Below are 19,317 nucleotides of genomic sequence, written 5' to 3'. Positions count from 1 at the left end.
AGTTGACTTTTTTTTTCAAAAAAAGGTAGAATAAATGAAAGTTTGTGTATTCTAGGAGGAATGATTTTGGATTGGTTCTACGAAGAAGGCCCCAGAGGTCCAGAAAATTGGAAAAATATCTGTGCGATTTTTCATAAAGCTGAAAATGAAAGCTTACAATCGCCTATTAATTTAAAAGAAGAAGAGGTTACAGCTGAGATGGATGGAAATCTACTAGCTTTTGATTACCACGCAACAAATTTTAGATCTTCTTTTTTTAATCACACGGTTCATTTAAATCCTGTTGCAGGAGAAAAAATCAATCACGTAGTCTTTAATCATAAACGCTATACACTAGAAGATATTCATTTTCATCTCCCTAGTGAACATCTGATTAACAGTCAGCAATTCCCTTTAGAAATGCACCTTGTTCATCGTTCAGCAAAAAATGAATTGCTCGTTATTGGGGTAGTAGCAGAACCTACTCAAGTACCCTTAAATAAAAAATTAGCTAAAATTGATAATATTGCATTAAATCCAAGAAATGCAGCTAGAGGGTTTGTAGTTCCTATTCTGTTAAATCAATTGCTACCTGAAAAACGTACTTTTTTTAATTATAGTGGGTCACTTACAACACCACCAACTGAAGGTCCTGTTGAATGGCTTGTATTTAAAATGCCTGTTTACATGCGCCAAGGACTCTTAAAAGCTTTTGAAGAGCAGATTGGCAAAACCAATCGTCCTGTTCAAGAAAGAAAAGGGCGACCAATTTATTTAGCAGACAAGTAACCCTAATTATAAAAATCTGCTTGACAAATAAGATTGAAACATAGTAAGATTGATTTATCAAAGAAAACAAAGGAGTGCCACACATGAAAACAACACCAACGAATCTAAAACAATTGAATCGCAATTGGCAAAGCCAAAATAGATAGGTTGGATTTCATGAGAGTACTCATAGATGCAGCCTTCAGACAGACTTTCTGAACTTGTATCTATGTTGGTTTATTTGAGAATTTAAATTAAAATTCCACCACATAGAAACGGATACCCTGATTCTATGTGGTTTTTGTTTTGTTAAAAACAGCTTCCACAATGGTTTTATTCATTGGGAAGCTGTTTTTTTATTCATAAATTAGATAGAGGAGTTTTAATAATGAGACAATGGACTAGTCAACGATGGCAAAGCAAATAGATGACATTAAACAATTAAATAAAAATTTATTGGAGGAAAAACAATGAAAAAAATGATTGGTTTTATTACTGTATTGATTATTTTGTTAAGCGTTGCCTTTGTAACAGAAACTAAAAAACAAGCAACAAAAGAAAAAGAGATTCCAGTTGTAGGGATTTTGCAACTTACGAGCCATCCAGCATTGGATAAGATTTATCAAGGAATCGTGGATGCTCTAAAAGAAGAAGGTTTTGTCGATAAAAAAAACATCAAAATTGATTTTCAAAATGCACAAGGAGATCAAAGCAATTTAAAAACAATGAGTGAACGTTTTGCCAATGAACAAGCTGCTGTAATGGTAGGAATTGCTACGCCTTCTGCACAAGCATTAGCAAATGCTTCAAAAGAAATCCCAATCGTTTTAGGTGCTGTAACAGATCCAAAAGGTGCAGGATTAGTGGCAGACAATCAGCATCCAGGAGGTAACATTACTGGTGTGAGTGATTTAACACCAATCAAAGCACAGTTTAACTTAATAAAAACCCTTCTTCCAAGCGCTAAAAAAATAGGTATTATCTACTCATCAAGTGAAGATAATTCAGTTGTTCAAGGCAAACAAGCCGAAGCCGAAGCCAAAAAATCGGGTTTAGAACCTATTACAGCAACTGTTTCTTCAACTAATGATGTTAATCAAGTAGCCACTAGCTTAGCTGGAAAAGTTGATGCTATCTATGTTCCTGCTGATAATACCGTGGCTAGTGCCATGAACACTTTAATTTCAGTCACAGATGCCAAAGGAATTCCTATATTTCCAGCTGTCGATACAATGGTAGCTGAAGGTGGCTTAGCAACCGTTGGATTAAACCAATATGAACTAGGAAAAATGACTGGAAAAATGACGGCTGATTTATTAAAAGGTAAGAAAAAAGCAGCAACTACACCAATTGAATATTTAAAACATGGAGATACCATTATTAATCCTAAAAAAGCAGAAAAACTAGGCATCACCATTCCGCAAGAAATGTTAGATCACGCAATCATCAATTAATGAGTATTGGAGGAAGAATGAATGAATTTAATCGTTACAGCAACTTCACAAGGATTATTATGGGGCGTAATGGCGCTAGGAATTTTTATTACATTTAGAATTTTAGATTTACCTGATATGACAGCAGAAGGGTCCTTTCCTTTAGGAGCTGCCGTTTGTGCCAAGTTAATATTATCAGGTGTACACCCAATAATCGCAACACTAGTCGCATTTATTAGTGGAATGTTGGCGGGTGCCATCACAGGATTTTTAATTACAAAATGCAACATTCCAGGACTACTTGCTGGAATTTTAACGATGACGGGTTTGTATTCCATTAATCTTCGAATTATGGGACGTGCTAATTTAAGCCTACTTGGCAAGGAAAAGCTTAATGATCTGCTTCGACCATTACATTTACCTGCGCAGTTTGATACGATTTTAATTGGTTTGATTATCGTAGTGGCCGTTATTCTTTTATTGATTCTCTTTTTCAATACAGAATTAGGTCAAGCCCTAATTGCTACAGGAGACAATGAAATCATGGCTCGTTCTCTAGGTGTTTCTACAAATAAAACTAAAATTTTAGCGTTAATGTTATCCAACGGCATGATTGCTTTTGCTGGTGGGCTAATTACACAAGACAACGGCTATGCAGATATCAGCATGGGGATTGGGACAATTGTTATCGGATTAGCTTCAGTTATCATCGGAGAAGTCGTTTTTGGCAATCTCTCTTTAGGAAATCGTTTGATTTGTGTGATTCTTGGAGCGATTATCTACCGTTTGATTATTACTTTCGTGTTAGTTATCGGCTTACAACCCAATGATTTAAAACTCTTTTCAGCTATTATCTTAGCGATTTGTTTAGCATTACCGAGTTTACGCTCAAAATTAAACTTAAATTTCTTTGCTAAAAAGGAGGAAGCCTAATGACTCAAGAAATTTTAAATCTTTCGCAGATTGAGAAAACATTTAATAAAGGAACTATTAATCAAAATCAAGTTTTAAAGGGAATTGATTTAGCAGTCAACGAAGGAGATTTTATCACGATTATTGGTGGGAATGGAGCTGGGAAATCGACGCTGCTTAATAGCATAGCAGGAAATTTTTTACCAGATACTGGACATATTTCTATTGAGGGGAATGATGTGACAAAACTAAAAGAACACCAACGAGCAGCAATGGTTGGAAGAGTGTTCCAAGACCCTAGAATGGGGACGGCTTCGCGAATGACGGTTGGAGAAAACATGTCGATGGCTTACCGCAGAGGTCAAAAAAGAACTTTGCGTAAAGGCAATACTCAAAAAGAGCGAACTTATTTTAAAGAGCAACTAGCCCAATTAGGATTAGGTTTAGAAAATAGAATTGATAGTGAAATTGGATTGCTTTCAGGTGGTCAACGACAGGCGATTACGTTATTGATGGCTACTTTGAAAAAACCAGCTATTTTACTATTAGATGAACACACAGCCGCATTAGATCCAAAGACAGCAAAAGTAGTGCTGGATTTAACCAATCAGCGCATTCAAAATGAAGGATTAACGACATTGATGATTACTCATAATATGAAAGACGCGTTGAACTATGGCAATCGTTTAATTATGTTAGATTATGGAAAAGTAGTTGTAGATATCAAAGGTGATGAAAAAGCTCGACTTTCTGTCAATGACGTAATGAACTTATTTCAAACTGCGACAAAAGATGGGCAGCTAAAAGATGAGATGCTTTTAGGGAGTTAAAAACATTGAATTTAAACGCTTTTTAGTATATAGTTGCATAATACAACGATAATAGTTGTGTTATGCAACTATTTTTATAGTAGGAGGGATTTTCATGGGTAAGTACACTCAAATCAATGAAATTAAAATTCAACTGGAACATTTTTATAATGAGTTCAATCAATTTGAAAATAAATTATTAAAAGAGAACGCGTTAACAAAAGCAACCTTTACACTGTTAAATAATCTTATTGATATTCCTAAAACGATAAAAAAACTTAGCTTTGAAACGAACTTAGATAAATCAACTTTGAGTCGACAATTAGATATTTTAGTCAAAAAAAATTTAGTTATTGAAATTAAAAACGAAGATCGACGTTTAAGAAATGTTCAATTAAGTGAAGAGGGACAAAATTTACAAAATCGAATCAATCAAAACTTAACCCAACAATGGGAACTAATCTTCCAATCATGGTCAGATGAAGAAAAACAACTATTAATGGTTTTACTAGGTCGAATGAATCGTTCCTTTCAATTAATTCATTAAGCCTTGAAAAATATTTTTGATTTCCTTTAAGATTCCTTAATCTCTTTATGTTTTAATAAGAAAGGATTATGAAAAGAAACTACTTATAAAAACAAAAAAAGGTGAAAGAAGGCAAACTATGAGAAATCAACACAAGAAAAAACGCCATATTTTTCGAAATAGCGTACTTATCCTACTAATTTTATTGATAGCGGGAGGTGGTTTTGCTTATGCAAGCTATCGCAATAGCTTGAAAGAAGCTCGATCTGATCAAAATTTACCGGATAAATCGGATATTACATTTAATGGAGAAAAAGCGGAAGATTTAAATGACGTCAATATTTTATTTATTGGGAGTGATTCAAGAGGCGATGACCAAGGTCGTTCCGATTCTTTAATGATTGCCCATTACGATTCAAAGTCAAAACAACCAAAATTAGTTTCGCTAATGAGAGACATGTATGTTGATATACCTGGTCATGATAAAGATAAAATCAACGCTGCTTATTCATATGGTGGACCTGAACTACTAAGAAAAACCATCAGTGAAAACTTTGGTATTGGCATTGAATATTTTGTAATTGTTGATTTTGATAGTTTTCCAAAAATTATTGATACTTTGCTACCAGATGGTGTTCAAATTGATGCCGAAAAAGATATGTCTGAATATATCGAAGCTTCCATAAAAAAAGGACCACAAAAAATGGATGGCGAAACCTTACTACAATACGCTCGCTTTAGACATGATGCTGAGAGCGACTTTGGACGTGTAAGAAGACAACAACAAGTTCTGAATGCTGTTGCAGAGCAAGGCGTTAAAGTCACCAATATTACAAAGTTACCAAGCGTCTTAGGTAAGGTTGAAGGATACACAGTTACCAACTTACCAAGTAGTTTGTTGTTATCTGCTGGAACAGACTTTGTATTAGGAAAAACAAAACCGATTGAAACCTTAACGTTACCTATTGAGGGATCGTGGGAAAATGGTTATTACGAACATGCAGGTAGTGTTCTTGAAATTGATACGGCCAAAAATAAAACAGAACTAAATAAATTTTTAGAAGATTAAAAAAATTCCTTGCACTATTAGAAATTGATCTAATAGCTGCAAGGAATTTTTTATAAAAGCAAATATGTTTACAGAGGAATCTATTCACTGTTAAACTGATAGTAATCTATTTTTAGGAGGACATCCCATTGACAGTAAAAAATAAAAAAATTATTGCGTTAGTTAGTGATGATTTTGAAGATTTAGAATTATGGTACCCGGTTATGCGTGTGAGAGAAGCCGGTGGAATTTTTCATTTGGTTGGAGAAGAAAAGAACCACACCTATATCGGGAAATATGGCGTTCCAGCAACTAGTGATTACGCTTTTGAAGAAATTGATCTAAATGACTATGCTGGAATTTTAGTTCCAGGTGGTTGGGCACCAGATAAATTGAGACGTTTCCCAAAAGTAATTGAATTCGTCCAACATTTCAATACGAAACAACAACCAATTGGGCAAATTTGTCATGCGGGTTGGGTGCTTGCTTCAGCAGGGATTTTAAAAGGCATCAATGTTACCAGCACACCTGGTATTAAGGACGATTTAACGAATGCAGGGGCGATTTGGCACGACACTCCAGCAATTACGGACGGACACATCGTTTCAAGCCGTAGACCTCCTGATTTGCCAGAATATATGATCCAATTTTTAGCGGCATTTGAAAACTAACAAAAAGAGTCCTAGTGTTTGTAACTGGGACTCTTTTTTTGTAGGAAGAACGTTATAAAAATGGTAAAATGAAAGCTAGAAGTAGGTGAGAAGATGTTAAATATTGGAGATTCAATCGGAATAATCGCATGTTCAAATGGAAAATCCAAAGTAGATCGTCCGTTGATTGAAGCTTTAAAAGAAAAACTAAAGCTTCAATTTGGAATTCAAACAATAGAGGCCACTACACTATATCAACAATCAAACTCGCTTTTTAGTGGCACTAAGTACGAACGAAGGGACGCGTTAATGAATCTTTACTTGAATCCAAAGGTAAAAATGATTTTTGATTTATCTGGTGGAGATGTAGCGAATGAACTATTGCCGTTACTAGACTTTAAGATGATTCAAAAAGCAAACACACCCTTTGTAGGTTATAGTGACTTAACCGTTTTAATTAATGCAATCCTCCATAAAACTGGAATTAATGGCTTTAACTATCAATTATTGAATTTAGTAAAAAAAGATGCTACTTTACAAGAAAGCTATTTTTCAAAGGTATTTATGGAAAATAAGTCAGTAGAATTAGACTTAACTTTGGGAAGTACAGAGATGATTTCTTCAAACGAAACAATGATTGGCGGGAACATTCGCTGTCTATTAAAATTAGCAGGAACGCGTTTTTTACCTTCAGCCAAAAATAATTGGTTATTATTAGAAGCCCGCAGTGGTGATATTGCAACGATTAGCAGTTACTTTGCCCAATTAGAACAAATTGGTTATTTAGAAGAGTGCAAAGGTATCTTGTTGGGAGAATTTACTGAACTGAATGAAAAACAACAAATCAATGATTTAAAGAAATTGATTTTATCCTATGCATCCAAGTATCATTTTTCAATTGCTCAAACACAAGAAATCGGACATTCTAGCATGTCAAAACCAGTTTTAATTGGCACGCGATCAAAAGCGTTGTGAATCTCTTAGAAACATGCTATTCTTTAAAAAATAAAAGAGAAACTTCTAAATAAGAGAGTAGGAAGACTATGTTTAATCAATCAAAGAAAACCTATCAAATTGCTATTTTAGGAATGTTAACAGCGATTGTTCTCATTCAAAATTTTGTGCCTGTTGTCGGGTATATTCCAATTCCACCAATTAATCCTACAATTATTCATATTACTGTCATCATAGCAGCGTTAACGCTAGGATATAAAAATGGAATGATTCTAGGTCTTGTTTGGGGCGTTGCCTGTATTATTCGTGCATTTACAACACCAACAAGCCCTTTGGATATTTTATTTTTCACAAATCCGATTATTGCGATTATTCCGAGAATATTGGTGGGTTTTGTAGCAGGCTATGTTTATCAGTTACTCAAAAAAACCAAACTACTGGACAGCATCTCAATGATTATTTCAGCAGTATTGGCGTCTTTAACGAATACCATTTTTGTACTGCTCTTTATCTATTTATTCTATCGTGTAGAATACGCGAGTTTCCTGAATGTAGACCAAGGAAAACTAATAGGTATTATGGGAATCGTCATTGTTACTAGTGGAGTAGCTGAAGCTGTTGCTGCGGGAATTATTGCCCCCATCGTTGCAAAAGCATTAAAACAATTTGTTCCTACAAAAAATTAATTTGTCAGAAATTTAAAAACATGCTATTCTTTTAAAAGCATCTTGTTAAAGAGATGCAATTGATATTCGGAGAGTGAACCTTTTATGCAAAATCGTCCCAATAAAACCTATCGCATTGCGATTTTAGGAATTTTAACAGGAATTATATTGATTCAAAATTTTGTACCATTTTTAGGGTATATTCCAATTCCACCTTTAAACCCAACGATTATCCATATTACAGTAATTGTAGCGGCCTTAACACTAGGTGTAAAAGACGGTATGATTGTCGGAGCTGTGTGGGGCGTTATCCGTTTGATAAAAGCATTTGTTATGCCAAGTAGCCCATTAGATTTATTACTTTTTACAAATCCGATGATTTCAATCGTACCAAGAATTTTAGTTGGATTTATAGCAGGTTATGCATACTTCAAGCTGAAAAACCATTTAAAAACAACAACAGCCATGACGATTGCTTCTGTTTTAGCTTCTTTAACCAATACGATTTTAGTGTTATTCTTCATTTATGTATTTTACAAAGATGATTATGCTACAGCTATGAAAGTAGACATGTCAAATCTAGTCAAATTCTTAGGAACTATCGTTTTAACTAATGGTGTGGCGGAAGCCATTGCAGCGGGCGTGATTGCGCCATTCATTGCCAAGTCTTTAAAAAAGTTTAGCCGAAATTAAACTCAGAAAAAACCTCTTAAAGGAACTAACTTTGAGAGGTTTTTTGGTCAATTTGTTATTAGCTCCAAACCAATTGCCAAGTAACTCCAAAACGATCTGTAATCCAAGCAACTTTTCGCATGGGAGGAATGGCTTCTGGCCCCATCATAATCGAGCCATCTTTTGAAAGAGAGTTAAACAAAGAGTCAAATTGAGCTTCGTCATTACATACAACGAGTAGGGAAGTGGCCCAACTAAAATCTGGTGCAAACTGAGGCTCCATATCCATAAACATGAGGGAATGGCCCTTTATTTCAACCGTTGCATTTAATATTTTTCCAACTGGCCCATTTTGTCCTTCTTCAAATTTAACAACCGAGTGGATTTTAGCTTCATTAGGAAAGAGAGAGACGTAAAAATTCATTGCTTCTTCGGCATTTCCTTTAAACGTCAAAAAAGTAGATAGTAGCTTCGTATTTTCAAACATTTTCAACACTCCTTTCATATAATTATAAGATACAAGAGGGGAAGGGAAATGTCCATTAAAACCATTCCATAGATGATTATAGAATTAAAAAATAAGGAATTAAATAAAATGAATGCATTAGAAAATACAAATATAAGAAGAATAAAGGGAATTATAATAATTATATGTGCTATATTAATAATTACGAGAGGAGGGTTATTTTGGATATTTTAATTACATTATTAATTTTAATCTTATTTTTCTTAGTGATTGTGAAAAAGGTTACAAACATTAAAATAATAGGATTATGGTCAGTTATTTGTCTATTATGCTTAGTTCTTTATTTCTTACATGCAACAAATGCACTAAATATATCATTATAAGGAGATCACATTATGCTAGGAAGTACTCAGAAATTATTAAAAAAATATGGATCATTATTAGGTTTATTAGCAACTACAGGAATGATAGGTGCTTTTCTTCTTGTTTTATGGGGCAGTTTAAGTGCTCAATTTTTACTACATGAGCTACCTTGTCCACTGTGTGTACTGCAACGTTATTCGATGCTTTTAGTCTGCTTAGGTCCGATTTATATTCTTATTTGTCGGGAAAAAGGGGAGTTAGATTTACAAAAATATATGATAGGACATGGCATTTCTATTCTTAGCTCATTAGCTGGAATGTTATTTTCTGCTAGACAAATTTTATTGCATATTCCAGCCAATGATCCAGGATATGGAGGCGTATTTTTAGGCCTTCATTTCTATACATGGTCATTTATCACGTTTATCTTTGTTATTTTTTATTCAGCCGTAATGATGATTTTTTCAGATCTATTATTGCCAAATTATACAAAATCAAATAAATTAGTAGATTTTGGGATCAAAATTGTTTTATATGTATTTTTATTTACTACTGCTGTTATCTTTTTAGCAATTGTTGCAGAATTAGGCTTTAATTTTAAATTACCAGATGATCCAATTTATTATGAATTGTTCAGATAAATTTAAACTCAAAATTATCTGAATTTCCAACCACACCCTAACTAATTAGGGTGTTTTTTTGTGAGTGATCAAGTTTAATAAGCGAATCAATTCTTTATTTTAATTATGGGAAATTATTGTTACAATTCAAAAGGAATCAATACGAAAGAGGAGGAATCTCAATGATTACTAAAACATCTTTTAACAATCATAAATATAATTGGATTAACATTAATCTGGAGGATGCTAGTGAACTAGAAAATTTTTACGAAGAATACGGCATTGATAATGAAGTCGTTGCTTATTCGCTAGATAGAAATGAACGTGCTCATTTAGATTACGATCCGACCACAAATACTTTTGTTTTAATTTTTAATTTACCAAATCAAGAAAAAATAGACAATCACTACGAAACCATTCCCATGACTTTTATCATTAAAGATATGCAATTAATTACGGTTACCAATACTAAAAATCAATACGTTGTTCAGAAAATTAAGCATTATTTGACTAAAAATGAGAGTACCACGATTTTTAAATTTTTATTTGGTTGTCTGTTTACCATTACAGATCTATTTTTCCCTTATATAGAAGAAATGAATTTTGATCGAAGAAAAATCAATGACAAATTGAAAGAAAAAACAACGAAACAAAATTTACTTTCATTATCTGATTTAGAAACAGGAATTGTTTATTTTGTTTCTGCCTCAAAACAAAACTTAGTATTATTGGAGCAAGTAAAAACGCACATTATTTATCGGACACTAAATACCAACGAGAAAGAGCAGTATGAAGATGCTTTAATTGAAGCCAGACAGTTAGTTGAAATGACTCAATTATCTTCACAAATTTTACAGCAGCTATCTGGAACTTATAATAATATTTTGAACAATAATTTGAATGATACGATGAAAATCTTAACCGTTTTATCCATTTTGTTAACCGTTCCCACAATCATTACAGGCTTTTTTGGTATGAATATGCCCCTTCCATTAGAGCATAATGCTCTTGGATGGATTATTGCAATTTTTATTAGTGCGATTCTATGGTTTGGGCTTTCAGCAATTCTACGTAAGATATTGAATTATAGATACTTGTAATGGTAATTTTTGAGAAAAAACAACTATTTTCTTTTGCTGTAAGATCAGGCTAAAGGTTGAAAGTATACAACTTAAAAAATGGACTCGTTGCCCATAAATCAATATCAGGTAAGTTGTTAACTATAATCGGTAACTTATTTAATGTAGTTTCTATTTAGAAAAAGTTAAATAGGTAACAATTATTGTTCATATTTTAAAAGACATTTATGGAATACAAACTCATAAAACAGCAACTGACAAATACAAACTATATCTAGATGAAATAAAAAATTTCAGATCAATTGTTTTTCCGCATAACACAAGATACACATGCTTTTATTTGGAAAAATGAACAGTGAGGGATGATAGAATTTATGACCTAAAAAATTATCAGATTCTAGTTTACATAATATATATTATACAAAGTACAGATAAGTAAAAAAGAAATAACTATTTAATTTATAGTCATTTCTTTTTGCTTTTTATCTCAATTTAATTGTCTAGTTATTGTATTTTTCTAAAATTTCTTTTAACTTCTCTTGTGCTTCTTTATCATCTGATACTTTAAATGATTTTTGAGTATTAGGTTCGTATAATGCAGTTAAATTTCCTGTATTATCTGCAACATAAAAACAATCAGAAAATGCTCCGTTACTAGGAGATTCATAAACTACTCCATTATCACCTAAAAGATATTTAACAATAGGTTTTTCACTATTCGCAACTGTACTAAATCCAGTTGCAGTAGATGAGTTATTTTCTGGATTATCAACTTCATTAGTATTCCCAGTTGTTCCAAAATTCGAATAATAAAAAACAACTCCTCCTAGAGAGTGGATTGGAAAGTGACTATATCCTGGTTTCCCTTCTAAATCTTGTTGTTGTACTTGAATAAAACCATCAGGTGAGAGTGCATACCAATCACCTATACCACTTGCTCCATGATTAAAATAATTCCCACTAACCGCCATACCAGCTATTTTCGCACGACCATCAGACCACTCAAGAAATTGATTATTTATTCCTTGTTTTTCTTCTTCTGTATAGACTTTCGCCAAATTTTTATTATCGCTTGAAGAATTAGAATTTTCTTTTTTCTTATCTATTTCATTTGATGAATCAGTTACTTTAGACTCATTTTCCGATTCATTAGATACTGATTCATCTGCAGTGGAATTACTTTTGCTGTCTTCCTTATTTTCCGATGTTTTTGCTTTTTCAGATCCTATTTTTTTATCTTGTATACTACTTTTTTCTATGTCTGCTTTATTTTTATTGCTATTACTTTTACCTATAGAAATACTTATTATAAATGCTCCAATTAAAACAATTGCAATTACTATACCTACATACATTAATTGTTTCTTCGTACTGTTTTTTTTCTTTCCCACTCTTGATTTCCCATTTTTTTTCATCAGCAACTTTTCTCCTTTTAATAAATTTTCATATGAACCTAAAAGTATAAGCTTAAAAGAAATACAACTAAAGTATACTCTAGTTGTAGGAATTAATCTAATCTTTATTTAAAAATTATAGGTATATTTCTATATTAGTTATTTTTAAAATCCACATTAAATTAATATGAGAAATTTTTCTATTTAATACAATTTATAATCCAATAAAAACAGCAAATGCGGGTACAACAATGACTGTTACAACCCCTACTACAACAACCGCAATACTTGCCATCGCAGCTTCAACTTCACCCAATTCAATTCCAACAGCAACTCCTAGTGCATGTCCACTTGCTCCTAATGCCAAACCTCGTGCAATCGGATTTTTAATATTGAATTTTTCTAATAAAAAACGTCCTAATGCGTAGACAATCACCGCATTGAAAATAACAGCAAAGGACGTAATAGCAGCAATACCTCCAATTGATTCTGATAAAGGGACTGCGATTGCTGTAGTTGAAGCTTCTGGTAATAATGAGGCCATAATTGAATGATCTACATGAATGACACCTGATAAAAGATACACAACAACTACAGAACCAAATGAACCGACAATGATTGCTGAAACAATTTGTACCCAATATTTTTTCAAAACATCTACTTGTTTATATAGAGGGATTGCAAAGGCGATGGTTGCAGGCTCTAAAAAGAAACTGATCATTTTTCCTCCGCTGCTATACTCTTCATAACTAAAATGACCTACTTTTAAAAAGAGAATCCCTAACACCATTGCTACAAATAATGGCGTAAATAAGAAGAAACCTTTTGATTTTTTAAATAAAAAAGTACCTATTCCAAATGCAACCATTGAGACAATAATACCAAAATAAGGAGTCATCCTAATTCACCTCTTCTAATTTTTTAGAGTGTTTCTTAACGGAAAGACGCCGTTTCAATCCATTCCAAGAAAATATTTGTTTCTTTTTTAAATTCAATAACGCAGTTGCTGTCCAACCAGTAATGGCTAATAAAATCGTAGTTGCAATAATAATAATCAAAACAATCTGTAGTCCATATTGACCCATAATTCCCAAAGAATTTATAACAGAAATACCAGATGGAACAAACAAAAAGCTAATCAATCCAGTTAAACTAGTTCCTAATGCCTCTACTTGTTCTAATTTAACAATTTTTAAACAGAGTGCAATAAATAATAAAATTAACCCCATGACTGAAGCCGGCATTGGAAATGGTAACACTCCCACAATAAAGTTGGCTAGTAACATAATAAGTGCAAAAACAAAAGCTTGTTGTAAAAATGAATAAATTTTCTTAGTTTCCATATCTTATCGCTCCCTCAAGTTCTTTTGATAGGTTTATTATACTAATTTCCAAGGATTGTGTACGCTTTCAACGCTGAAATGACAGTATGTTAAGCTGAGTTACCCAAATCACTAGCTGACTGACCGTAAACAAAAAAGAGAAGTCCATTTGACTTCTCTTTTGATTTAACTTAATCCAATTTGCTCCTTAAGCTGTTTAACATAAGATCGACTTACGGGAATCTTATCCCCATTCTTAACCGTAATCTGATACGTATGATTAAACCATGGTTGAATTTCTTGAATAGCTTCACGATTTACAATAAAGCTACGATGCGTTTTAAAGAAACGATTGGAGTCCAATCTATTGGCCAAATGAGTCAATGTTTCACTTGTATCATACTGTTGATCTGTTGTAAAAATATGGCTAGCCCCATTGTCTACACTTATATATATAATATCTGCAACGTTCAGGATAAAAATACGCTCATCTACCTGTACAGCTAACGTTTCCCTCCCCTCTTTTTCCTGTAAATGTGTTGTTTCTTTTGTAGAATTGGTTAATTTTAAACACGCTTTTTCTACTGCCTGCTTCACACGTTTCGCTTCAAACGGTTTTAAAATATAATCAATTGCATCTACTTCAAACGCTTTTAATGCATACTCATCATATGCTGTTGCAAAAACTATTTGTGGAGGATGCTGCATTCTTTTGAATTTTTCAGCCAAGTCAAATCCACTTTCATCTGTCAAATGAATATCAAGAAAAACTAAGTCCGGTTTTTGATTGACCATCTTTTCTAAAGCTTCTTCAATCGATTCTGCTTTGTCAATTGATTCTACATGACCGTGTAGTTCAACTAAGTAGGCTAACTCATCGCGAGCTAATGGTTCATCATCAACAATTAATATACGCATCTTTTTACCGCTCCTCTTCAATTGGAATAGTTAATAAAACTGTTGTACCACCTGTTTCATTTTGAAAAAAATGCAACTGTGATGCTGAACCAAATAAGCCAACCAAACGTTTATTTAAGTTGTCTAAGGCAGTTCCAGTTCCCTTTTCTGACTCGATTGCCTCTTTCCCAATTTTTTCTAAACGATCTGGTGAAATTCCAATCCCATTATCGCGAACCTCGATTGCCACAGTATGGACTTGCTTTGTTAACTGCACCACTATTTGATTATCTACTTTTCGATTTCCAAATGCATGGCGAATCGCATTTTCGACTAAAACTTGAAGTAAAAATGGAGGCAATAACAAGGCATCTAAATCAGAATCAATCTTAAAATTCACTTGGTAGCGTTGTGGAAAACGTGCTTGTTCTAGTGATAGATAGGCTTCTACATGTTTTAATTCAGCGGTTAAGGGAATTAACACTTGTCTAGCTCCTTGTAAATTCGCTCTAAAATAAGTGCTTAATTGAAGTAGTAAGATCCGAGCCTGTTCTGAATTTTGTCTCATTAGAGCTGAAATCGTATTCATGGCATTAAAGAAAAAGTGTGGGTTCACTTGTGCTTGTAATGATTTAATTTCAGCATCTTTTAATAATTTTGATTGAATTTCTGCTTCACCTAGCTCCAATTGACTTGAAAAAATAGCACCTAGCCCTTCTGCCAACTGTTCTTCCACATGAGTTAACTTTGTTGCATCGGTAAAATACATTTTTAATGTGCCTACAACCTCTTTTTTTGAAGTTAATGGAATAACAATCGCTGCACTTAACTGACAACTTGGATTGCTACACCCTATTTGAATTTTTGATTTTGCAATGGCCAGTTGGCCAGTTTTTAAAACATCTCTTGAAAGTTCGGTGATCACTTCTAATTCAGGAATATGGTGATCACTTCCAGCACCTACATGAGCTAAAATTTGATGTGTATCCGTCATACTAATGGCGGCTACTTTTGTGTATTTTTTTATAATTTTGGCTACTTCACGACACGAATTTTCTGTTAGCCCCTCTCTAAAATAAGGGAGCGTCTTTGCTGCCAATTCGAGAACATCATGGGTTTGAACCGCCCTCATTTGCTCTTCTTGTTTAAGTGTTGAGGTAATAATAGATAAGAAAATAAAGGTTCCTATGCTGTTTAACAAAACCATTGGAAAGGCAATAAATTTTACTAATAACCAACCTTCAGCAAATGTTCCGCTAAAAATAAAAACAAAGAGCATCTGAACTAACTCCATTAGTGCTCCAATCCCCGCTGCTTGTATAGGAGAAGGAAATTGATTTTTCCTTGCGAAACGATCACCCACTAAGCCGGAAAAAATACCAACTAAACTAGATGAGAACAAATAAAATAAGGAAGTTCCCCCACCCTGTATGACGCGATGCATCCCTGCAAGCAATCCGACTCCTATTCCAACAACAGGCCCTCCAATCAAGCCGGAAACGCCAATCGCTAATGTTCGAGTATTGGCAATGGAAGCATTATCCGATAGAACAGTTAAAAAATCAGTAGAAATAATTTTATTTTCTGTGATTTCAACACCTGTAAAATTGGAAATAATAGCAAATAAAGTAAAAATTGCCATTAATTGAAACTTAGAACTCAACCATCCTCGATTTAATAAAATTATTTTAAAATAAGAAACATTTACTAATAAATAAGCGAGCAAAATAATTAAACCTACTCGTTCCATCATCATAATAAATAAATTAAACATCGATTACGTCCTTTCATAAAGTATTCTATTTAGTTTATCATGATTTATAAGAAATAAGCAATTGTACGATTACTTATATAATTACCTCTTAACTAAAAAGAAGTCCCTACTAAAAACTAGTAGGGACTTTTTTTTATTAACTTAAAGCTTCTGTTAATTGAGGGACAACTTGTTTTTTACGTGATACAACACCTTTTAATAACGCTTTATTATTTTCTAGAGTAACATCAAATGCTTTTTCAACAGCGGAAATAGGCTCCCCAACTGCTAAGATAACCGAATCGCTATCTAAAATATTGGTTACTACTAAGATAAATAAGTCAAAATCTTCCTTTTTCATAGCTGCTTCTAAATCTGCTTGTTTGACAAAAACATCATTGATATCGACTGTATTGACTTGCGCGATACGAACGTTTTTGTCACCCATTGGGAAGCTTTTAGCATCCATATTTAATAAGTCAGCTGCTGATTTATCTGCTAAGTTAGTACCAGCTTTTAATAAATCTAAGCCATAGGTTTCTAAATCGATTTCAGCAATCGTAGCAAGCTCTTTAGCAGCTGCAATATCTTCTTGGGTACAAGTAGGTGATTTAAACAATAAGCTATCTGAAATGATCGCAGAAGCCATTAAACCAGCAATCTCTTTAGGAATAGCGATTTGCTGTTCTTTGTACATTTTCAAAATGATTGTATTGGTACATCCAACTGGCTCAGCACGGTAATACAAAGGATTTGCTGTTTCAAAGTTTGCGATACGGTGATGATCCACTACTGCCAATACTTCAACATCACGAATATCTGAAACGCTTTGTTGAAACTCATTATGATCTACTAACATTACTTGATTGGTTTCATTTGCAACTGTTTCAACTAATCGTGGTGCAGCTACATTAAAATAGTTTAAAGCAAAGGCTGTTTCTTCACTAACATTTCCTAGCGCAACTGCTTCAGCTTCAACCCCTAATTGCTTTTGTAAATACGCAAATGAAATTGCGGATGTGATGGCATCTGTATCTGGATTCAAATGACCAAAAATTAACACATTACTCATATAAAAAATCTCCTTTAAATTCATTAATAGCACTACTTCTTAAATTTAACCGATTAGTCTTCTGATTTCAAGCGTGAATTATAATCAGATTCAATTAAATGGGCATCGAAACTGCTTAAAAAGTTTTCAATACGTGGAATTTGATCCTTATCACTTCGATAAACAAAGGCCATTTTAAATTTAATCGCTGGATCAAAAGGGATGGCTTGAAGCTCTGCCTCACGTTCATGGGCTTTAACATAAGAATTTGGTAAGGCAGTATAACACTCAGTTGCATTACTAAATTTATAAAGCTGAGAAGGTGTTGTGTATTGGCCAGCCACTTCAGGTAAATCAGCTAATTGGTTTTTATAGCTTTCTTTAATGACTTCATTCATATAATACGATTCAGGATAAGTAACCCAGCGATTCCCTGTTGTATCTTTCATTTTGATTTTTTTCTTTTTAGAAAGGGCTTCATCATGATGTAAGAAAAGGATTTCTTCTTCCATAATTTTCTTGGATTTATAAGGTTTCCAATTTTTAATGCTTTCATCAGGTAAATACATAATGGCTAAATCAATTTTGTTATTTTCTAATTTTCCCCATATTTCTTTACGAGATAACATTAATAGCGTTACTTCAACATCTGGATTTTCATGATAATAATCAATGATAAAATTAGTAAATACTTTATCCTCAATTGAAGATAATAAACCAATTCTGATTTTTCCGATGGTTGCGCTTGTTGTCTGTTGAATTTCATCCGTTGCGGCGTTTAAGATGTCGTACACTTCATGTGTCGTGCGTAACATTGTTTTCCCAGCATCGGAGAGATGCAATTTTTTTCCAACTGAATAAAATAATGGTGCTCCAGCGATGCGTTCTAATTTTTTAATCTGTTGCGTTAAGGCAGGTTGAGTAATTCCAAGTAATTGAGCTGCTTGCGTATAGTTCATTGTTTCAGCAAGCTGTAAAAAGTAATTTAAAGTTTTGGATGAAAAAATATTATCCGACTTTGTTTTCATAAGGTGTTCTCCTTTAAAATTAATTATAATAACTAATTCTATGATAATCAAAAAAAAGAAAAAGAGCAACAAAAAGTTGCTCTCTTCATTATTTTTTTCTTATATATTAATTTAAATAACCTGTATAGTCCGCTGTCTGCAAAATTTTCTTCGCATTTTCTACACGTTCTGTCGTAGGCGTTTCAATTCCTTCTAAGGGATAAGGAATACCCATTTCTTGATACTTATATAATCCCATTGTGTGATAAGGCAATACTTCAACTTTTTGAACATTTGAAAGTGTTTTAATAAAATCAGATAAACGAATTAAATACTCATCATAATCGGTTCTTTGCGGAACCAAAACGTGTCTGATCCAAACAGGTTGATTAATTTCAGATAGATACTTCGCCATTTCTAAGATGTTAGAATTTCCTAAACTAGTTAGCACTTTATGTTGTTCATCGTCAATATGCTTAATATCAAATAAAATTAAATCAGTATACTTCATCAGTTCTTCAAACTGGCTAAAGAAAGGTTCTTCACGGGTAAAAGGTTTTCCGCATGAATCAAGGGTTGTATGCACACCAGCTGCTTTGGCTTTTTTAAACAAATCAATTAAAAATTCCATTTGCAATAACGGTTCTCCACCACTGACTGTTATACCGCCATCTTTTCCCCAGTACGTTTTATAACGTAAAGCTTCTGCAAGAATATCGTCTGTCGAACGTTCTTTGCCACCGCCAATTTTCCAAGTATCCGGATTGTGACAAAATTGACAACGCATCCGACACCCTTGTGTAAAGACGATAAAACGAACACCAGGTCCATCCACCGTACCAAAATTTTCAGTTGAATGAATACTACCTATTACAGCTTGTGTCATAACTGCTCCTCATTTCTTTGAATAAAAAGAGATGACAATTGCCACCTCTTTTTATCTAATTTT

Annotated in this window: 21 protein-coding genes; 12 read left to right on the top strand and 9 right to left on the bottom strand. The window is 33.3% G+C overall.

Annotated elements, in window-relative coordinates; genetic code table 11:
• Nucleotides 1-60 precede the first annotated feature (60 nt).
• The 10 genes from BR52_RS04725 (at nt 61) to BR52_RS04680 (ending at nt 8,437) form a co-directional block, all read left to right on the top strand.
• Nucleotides 61-768 carry a carbonic anhydrase family protein gene (locus tag BR52_RS04725; RefSeq protein ID WP_034569709.1) on the top strand — a complete coding sequence of 236 codons (708 nt, stop codon included), beginning with the start codon at nt 61-63 and terminating at the stop codon, nt 766-768.
• 449 nt (nt 769-1,217) lie between these two features.
• On the top strand, nt 1,218-2,201 hold the full coding sequence (trpX, locus tag BR52_RS04720; RefSeq protein ID WP_034569707.1) for a tryptophan ABC transporter substrate-binding protein: 984 nt from the start codon (nt 1,218-1,220) through the stop codon (nt 2,199-2,201).
• A 21-nt stretch (nt 2,202-2,222) separates the two neighbouring features.
• A complete protein-coding gene (locus BR52_RS04715; RefSeq protein WP_034569705.1) occupies nt 2,223-3,113 on the top strand; it encodes an ABC transporter permease in 891 nt (296 codons plus the stop codon).
• The gene (locus BR52_RS04710; protein WP_081890699.1) at nt 3,113-3,922 is read left to right on the top strand and encodes an ABC transporter ATP-binding protein; all 810 of its coding nucleotides are present in this window, start codon (nt 3,113-3,115) and stop codon (nt 3,920-3,922) included. The genes BR52_RS04715 and BR52_RS04710 overlap by 1 nt, the downstream gene beginning before the upstream one ends.
• A gap of 94 nt (nt 3,923-4,016) precedes the next feature.
• Nucleotides 4,017-4,448 (top strand): MarR family winged helix-turn-helix transcriptional regulator, encoded by a 432-nt coding sequence (locus tag BR52_RS04705; protein ID WP_051915634.1) that lies wholly within the window; start codon nt 4,017-4,019, stop codon nt 4,446-4,448.
• 118 nt (nt 4,449-4,566) lie between these two features.
• Nucleotides 4,567-5,496 carry an LCP family protein gene (locus BR52_RS04700; RefSeq protein WP_034569704.1) on the top strand — a complete coding sequence of 310 codons (930 nt, stop codon included), beginning with the start codon at nt 4,567-4,569 and terminating at the stop codon, nt 5,494-5,496.
• A gap of 128 nt (nt 5,497-5,624) precedes the next feature.
• On the top strand, nt 5,625-6,146 hold the full coding sequence (locus BR52_RS04695) for a type 1 glutamine amidotransferase domain-containing protein (protein ID WP_034569701.1): 522 nt from the start codon (nt 5,625-5,627) through the stop codon (nt 6,144-6,146).
• A 93-nt stretch (nt 6,147-6,239) separates the two neighbouring features.
• Nucleotides 6,240-7,100 carry an LD-carboxypeptidase gene (locus BR52_RS04690; protein ID WP_034569700.1) on the top strand — a complete coding sequence of 287 codons (861 nt, stop codon included), beginning with the start codon at nt 6,240-6,242 and terminating at the stop codon, nt 7,098-7,100.
• Between the two features lie 68 nt (nt 7,101-7,168).
• A complete protein-coding gene (locus tag BR52_RS04685; protein WP_034569699.1) occupies nt 7,169-7,765 on the top strand; it encodes an ECF transporter S component in 597 nt (198 codons plus the stop codon).
• 84 nt (nt 7,766-7,849) lie between these two features.
• Nucleotides 7,850-8,437, top strand: a complete 588-nt coding sequence (locus BR52_RS04680; protein ID WP_034569698.1) for an ECF transporter S component — start codon at nt 7,850-7,852, stop codon at nt 8,435-8,437.
• 58 nt (nt 8,438-8,495) lie between these two features.
• Here BR52_RS04680 and BR52_RS04675 read toward each other — a convergent pair whose 3' ends face one another.
• Nucleotides 8,496-8,903 (bottom strand): VOC family protein, encoded by a 408-nt coding sequence (locus BR52_RS04675; protein ID WP_034569696.1) that lies wholly within the window; start codon nt 8,901-8,903, stop codon nt 8,496-8,498.
• Between the two features lie 374 nt (nt 8,904-9,277).
• Here BR52_RS04675 and BR52_RS04670 point away from each other — a divergent pair, with 374 nt between their 5' ends.
• On the top strand, nt 9,278-9,886 hold the full coding sequence (locus BR52_RS04670) for a disulfide bond formation protein B (RefSeq protein WP_051915633.1): 609 nt from the start codon (nt 9,278-9,280) through the stop codon (nt 9,884-9,886).
• A gap of 161 nt (nt 9,887-10,047) precedes the next feature.
• On the top strand, nt 10,048-10,965 hold the full coding sequence (locus BR52_RS04665) for a magnesium transporter CorA family protein (RefSeq protein ID WP_034569694.1): 918 nt from the start codon (nt 10,048-10,050) through the stop codon (nt 10,963-10,965).
• Between the two features lie 479 nt (nt 10,966-11,444).
• Here the strand turns inward: BR52_RS04665 and BR52_RS04660 are convergent, their stop codons facing one another.
• The 8 genes from BR52_RS04660 to pflA form a co-directional block, all read right to left on the bottom strand.
• Nucleotides 11,445-12,359 carry a hypothetical protein gene (locus tag BR52_RS04660; protein ID WP_051915632.1) on the bottom strand — a complete coding sequence of 305 codons (915 nt, stop codon included), beginning with the start codon at nt 12,357-12,359 and terminating at the stop codon, nt 11,445-11,447.
• A gap of 193 nt (nt 12,360-12,552) precedes the next feature.
• Nucleotides 12,553-13,236 (bottom strand): antiholin-like protein LrgB, encoded by a 684-nt coding sequence (gene lrgB / locus BR52_RS04655; RefSeq protein ID WP_034569692.1) that lies wholly within the window; start codon nt 13,234-13,236, stop codon nt 12,553-12,555.
• 1 nt (nt 13,237) lies between these two features.
• Nucleotides 13,238-13,681 (bottom strand): antiholin-like murein hydrolase modulator LrgA, encoded by a 444-nt coding sequence (gene lrgA / locus BR52_RS04650; RefSeq protein WP_034569690.1) that lies wholly within the window; start codon nt 13,679-13,681, stop codon nt 13,238-13,240.
• 165 nt (nt 13,682-13,846) lie between these two features.
• A complete protein-coding gene (locus BR52_RS04645; protein ID WP_034569689.1) occupies nt 13,847-14,578 on the bottom strand; it encodes a LytTR family transcriptional regulator DNA-binding domain-containing protein in 732 nt (243 codons plus the stop codon).
• Nucleotides 14,579-14,582: 4 nt separating this feature from the next.
• On the bottom strand, nt 14,583-16,331 hold the full coding sequence (locus BR52_RS04640; RefSeq protein ID WP_034569687.1) for a sensor histidine kinase: 1,749 nt from the start codon (nt 16,329-16,331) through the stop codon (nt 14,583-14,585).
• Nucleotides 16,332-16,467: 136 nt separating this feature from the next.
• The gene (locus BR52_RS04635; protein WP_034569684.1) at nt 16,468-17,382 is read right to left on the bottom strand and encodes a manganese-dependent inorganic pyrophosphatase; all 915 of its coding nucleotides are present in this window, start codon (nt 17,380-17,382) and stop codon (nt 16,468-16,470) included.
• 53 nt (nt 17,383-17,435) lie between these two features.
• A complete protein-coding gene (locus tag BR52_RS04630) occupies nt 17,436-18,389 on the bottom strand; it encodes a LysR family transcriptional regulator (RefSeq protein WP_034569683.1) in 954 nt (317 codons plus the stop codon).
• A 106-nt stretch (nt 18,390-18,495) separates the two neighbouring features.
• On the bottom strand, nt 18,496-19,254 hold the full coding sequence (pflA, locus tag BR52_RS04625) for a pyruvate formate-lyase-activating protein (RefSeq protein ID WP_034569680.1): 759 nt from the start codon (nt 19,252-19,254) through the stop codon (nt 18,496-18,498).
• Nucleotides 19,255-19,317: the final 63 nt, after the last annotated feature.

It is taken from the genome of Carnobacterium divergens DSM 20623, assembly GCF_000744255.1.
GTDB classification, from domain to species: Bacteria; Bacillota; Bacilli; order Lactobacillales; family Carnobacteriaceae; genus Carnobacterium; species Carnobacterium divergens.
Note: the sequence above shows the minus strand (reverse complement) of the source record. Positions and strands in the feature narration are given on the sequence as shown.

Excerpts from the sequence above, each read along its gene's own strand:
- BR52_RS04685 (WP_034569699.1), top strand. The coding sequence starts at position 7,169 with ATGTTTAATCAATCAAAGAAAACCTATCAAATTGCTATTTTAGGAATG.
- BR52_RS04630 (WP_034569683.1), bottom strand. The coding sequence starts at position 18,389 with ATGAAAACAAAGTCGGATAATATTTTTTCATCCAAAACTTTAAATTAC.
- BR52_RS04635 (WP_034569684.1), bottom strand. The coding sequence starts at position 17,382 with ATGAGTAATGTGTTAATTTTTGGTCATTTGAATCCAGATACAGATGCC.
- pflA (WP_034569680.1), bottom strand. The coding sequence starts at position 19,254 with ATGACACAAGCTGTAATAGGTAGTATTCATTCAACTGAAAATTTTGGT.
- trpX (WP_034569707.1), top strand. The coding sequence starts at position 1,218 with ATGAAAAAAATGATTGGTTTTATTACTGTATTGATTATTTTGTTAAGC.
- BR52_RS04660 (WP_051915632.1), bottom strand. The coding sequence starts at position 12,359 with ATGAAAAAAAATGGGAAATCAAGAGTGGGAAAGAAAAAAAACAGTACG.
- BR52_RS04690 (WP_034569700.1), top strand. The coding sequence starts at position 6,240 with ATGTTAAATATTGGAGATTCAATCGGAATAATCGCATGTTCAAATGGA.
- BR52_RS04670 (WP_051915633.1), top strand. The coding sequence starts at position 9,278 with ATGCTAGGAAGTACTCAGAAATTATTAAAAAAATATGGATCATTATTA.
- BR52_RS04680 (WP_034569698.1), top strand. The coding sequence starts at position 7,850 with ATGCAAAATCGTCCCAATAAAACCTATCGCATTGCGATTTTAGGAATT.
- BR52_RS04645 (WP_034569689.1), bottom strand. The coding sequence starts at position 14,578 with ATGCGTATATTAATTGTTGATGATGAACCATTAGCTCGCGATGAGTTA.
- BR52_RS04675 (WP_034569696.1), bottom strand. The coding sequence starts at position 8,903 with ATGTTTGAAAATACGAAGCTACTATCTACTTTTTTGACGTTTAAAGGA.
- BR52_RS04640 (WP_034569687.1), bottom strand. The coding sequence starts at position 16,331 with ATGTTTAATTTATTTATTATGATGATGGAACGAGTAGGTTTAATTATT.
- BR52_RS04710 (WP_081890699.1), top strand. The coding sequence starts at position 3,113 with ATGACTCAAGAAATTTTAAATCTTTCGCAGATTGAGAAAACATTTAAT.
- BR52_RS04665 (WP_034569694.1), top strand. The coding sequence starts at position 10,048 with ATGATTACTAAAACATCTTTTAACAATCATAAATATAATTGGATTAAC.
- BR52_RS04715 (WP_034569705.1), top strand. The coding sequence starts at position 2,223 with ATGAATTTAATCGTTACAGCAACTTCACAAGGATTATTATGGGGCGTA.
- lrgB (WP_034569692.1), bottom strand. The coding sequence starts at position 13,236 with ATGACTCCTTATTTTGGTATTATTGTCTCAATGGTTGCATTTGGAATA.
- BR52_RS04705 (WP_051915634.1), top strand. The coding sequence starts at position 4,017 with ATGGGTAAGTACACTCAAATCAATGAAATTAAAATTCAACTGGAACAT.
- BR52_RS04700 (WP_034569704.1), top strand. The coding sequence starts at position 4,567 with ATGAGAAATCAACACAAGAAAAAACGCCATATTTTTCGAAATAGCGTA.
- lrgA (WP_034569690.1), bottom strand. The coding sequence starts at position 13,681 with ATGGAAACTAAGAAAATTTATTCATTTTTACAACAAGCTTTTGTTTTT.
- BR52_RS04725 (WP_034569709.1), top strand. The coding sequence starts at position 61 with ATGATTTTGGATTGGTTCTACGAAGAAGGCCCCAGAGGTCCAGAAAAT.